This is a genomic window from Xanthobacter sp. BG11Y11_SDJG (assembly GCF_057364445.1).
On record NZ_JBNFNU010000506.1, the window covers coordinates 1 to 2,582 of the forward strand.

At 73.0% G+C, this 2,582-nt stretch carries 1 protein-coding gene and 2 pseudogenes; 2 read left to right on the top strand and 1 reads right to left on the bottom strand.

Annotation, left to right across the window (positions count from 1 at the left end):
* A pseudogene (locus tag AC2W7M_RS23585) lies at positions 1-428 on the bottom strand (hypothetical protein); the annotation flags it as partial.
* A gap of 77 nt (positions 429-505) precedes the next feature.
* On the opposite strand from AC2W7M_RS23585, the gene AC2W7M_RS23590 reads away from it, so the two are divergent.
* Positions 506-1,540 carry a ligase-associated DNA damage response exonuclease gene (locus AC2W7M_RS23590; RefSeq protein ID WP_486135376.1) on the top strand — a complete coding sequence of 345 codons (1,035 nt, stop codon included), beginning with the start codon at positions 506-508 and terminating at the stop codon, positions 1,538-1,540.
* Positions 1,537-2,582: pseudogene (locus tag AC2W7M_RS23595) on the top strand (cisplatin damage response ATP-dependent DNA ligase); the annotation flags it as partial. The gene AC2W7M_RS23590 and the pseudogene AC2W7M_RS23595, both read left to right, overlap by 4 nt.

Genomic DNA, 2,582 nt, shown 5'->3' on the forward strand with positions numbered 1-2,582 from the left:
GCAGGCCGCGTCGAGCGCGGCGGCCAGAAGCTCCGGTCCGCGATAGGCCAGGCGGTGCGCAGCGCGGTGTCGAAGCGGCCGGCATACTGGTCGAACAGGGTTGCGCACATAGGCCGCCGACATGGCGCCTTCGGCCGGCGCTCCGCCGAGCCGCGCCAGGCGCAGGCCGGCCCCCATGGCGTCCTCCGGCGCCCGATCGCGGGCCTCGCGGAAGGCGCCCGCCGCGCCTTCGAGGTCACCGGCGGCCTCCAGGGTCTCCCCAGCAGGAACCAGGCGGCGGTGAAATGGGGCGCCTCGATCACCAGGTCGGCCAGCATTCCGGCGGCGGCCGCGGGATCGCCGTCCTCGGCATAGGCGCGCGCCCAGTCGAGCCGCCGGTCGAGCGCCGCGTCGCCGGAGGTGGCGCCGGCAAGCGTTGGGGATGCCACGGGAACCTCCGGTGCTGCGAGGGCTCGAAACGAGCGTCCCGCGCCCCATATAACCCCGATTGCCGCGCGATCCAGCCATGCGACCCGAAGACCTGCTCTGCCCCTCGCCCCACGGCCTCTATTGCCCGATCGGCGACTTCCACATCGATCCCGTGCGCGCGGTGCCGCGGGCGGTCATCACCCACGCCCATTCCGATCATGCCCGCGCCGGCCACGGCCAGGTGCTGGCGACCCGCGAGACGCTGGACATCATGGCGCTTCGCCTCGGCGCGGGCTTCGCCGGGGCGGTGCAGGCGCTCGCCTACGGCGCGCGGCTCGACATCGGCGGCGTCGCGGTCAGCCTGCATCCGGCCGGCCATGTGCTGGGCTCGGCCCAGGTGCGGCTCGACTGGCGCGGCCTCGCCATCGTCGCCTCCGGCGACTACAAGGACGTGGCCGACCCCACCTGCGCGCCGCTCGCGGTCCAGCGCTGCCACGTGTTCGTGAGCGAGGCGACCTTCGGCCTGCCGGTGTTCCGCCATCCCGACCCGGATGCGGAGACGAGCAAGCTCGTCGCCTCGGTGCGGCTGTTTCCGGAGCGCACCCACATCGTCGGCGCCTATTCGCTCGGCAAGGCGCAGCGCATGATGGCGCTGATCCGCCGCGCCGGCCATGGCGGGCCGCTCTATGTCCACGGCGCGCTGGAGGCGATCACGGCCTATTACCGCACGCGCGGTGCCGACTTCGGCGACATCCGCCCGGTGAAGGGCACGGACAAGAAGGCATTCCCCGGCGCCATCGTCATCGCCCCGCCCCATGCCATGACCGACCTGTGGGCGCGGCGCTTCGCCGATCCGGTGGCCTGCCTCGCCTCCGGCTGGATGCGGGTGCGCGCCCGGGCGCGCCAGCGCGGCGTCGAGCTGCCGCTCGTCATCTCCGACCATGCGGACTGGGACGGGCTGACCGCCACCATCCGCGCCACCGGCTGCGAGGAGGTGTGGGTCACCCACGGCGCGGAGGACGCGCTCGTCCACTGGGCACAAACCCGCCAGCTGCGCGCCCGCCCGCTCCACATGGTGGGCTACGGCGAGGAGGAGGAAGAGGTGGAAGCGGTCGGGGATGAGGCGCCATGAACCGCTTCGCCGCGCTGCTCGACCGCATGGCCTACGAGGCCGGACGCAACGCCAAGATCCGCCTGATGGCGGACTATTTCGCCGCAACGCCCGATCCCGAGCGGGGATGGGCGCTGGCCGCGCTCACCGGCGCGCTGTCCTTCGCCAATGCCAAGCCGGGCCTGGTGCGCGCCCTCATCATGGAGCGCGCCGATCCGGTGCTGTTCGAGATGTCCTACGACTATGTGGGCGACCTGTCTGAGACCGTCGCCCTCATGTGGCCGCGGCCGGAGGGGGGCGAAACCCATGCGCCGCCTTTGTCGGAGATCGTCACCGGGCTCGCGACATTGCCGAAGGCGCTCTGCCCGGCGCCCTCGCCGGCTGGCTCGACGGCCTCGACGAGACCGGCCGCTGGGCGCTGCTGAAGCTCATCACCGGCGCCCTGCGGGTCGGCGCCTCGGCCCGCCTCGCCAAGACCGCGGTGGCAAGCCTCGGCGACCTCGCGCCCGACGACGTAGAGCTGGTGTGGCCGGGCCTCACGCCGCCTTACCTGGAGCTGTTCGCCTGGGCGGAAAAGCGCGGCGAGCGGCCGCGCACCACCGATCCGGTTCCGTTCCGGCCGGTGATGCTTGCCCATGCCATCGAGGAGGCGGACTTCTCCCAGCTTTCGCCCGCCGACTTCATGGCGGAATGGAAGTGGGACGGCATCCGCGTCCAGGCCGTGGCGGCGCGCGGTGAAGACGGCGCGCGGGTGCTGCGGCTCTATTCCCGCACCGGAGAGGACATCTCCCCGGCCTTCCCCGACCTCCTGGAGGCGCTCGACTTCGAGGGCGCCGTCGACGGCGAGCTGCTGGTGGTGCGCGCGGGCCGGGTGGAGCCGTTCAACGTCCTGCAGCAACGGCTCAACCGGAAGGCCGTGACCCGCAAGATGCTGGCCGAGTTTCCCGCCCACATCCGCGCCTACGACCTTCTGGCCGAAGGCGGGCGGACCTGCGCGCCGCTGCCGTTCCGGGCGCGGCGGGAGCGCTCGCCGCCTTCGTCGCCGCCCACCCGTGCGGCGGGC

Excerpts from the sequence above, each read along its gene's own strand:
- AC2W7M_RS23590 (WP_486135376.1), top strand. The coding sequence starts at position 506 with ATGCGACCCGAAGACCTGCTCTGCCCCTCGCCCCACGGCCTCTATTGC.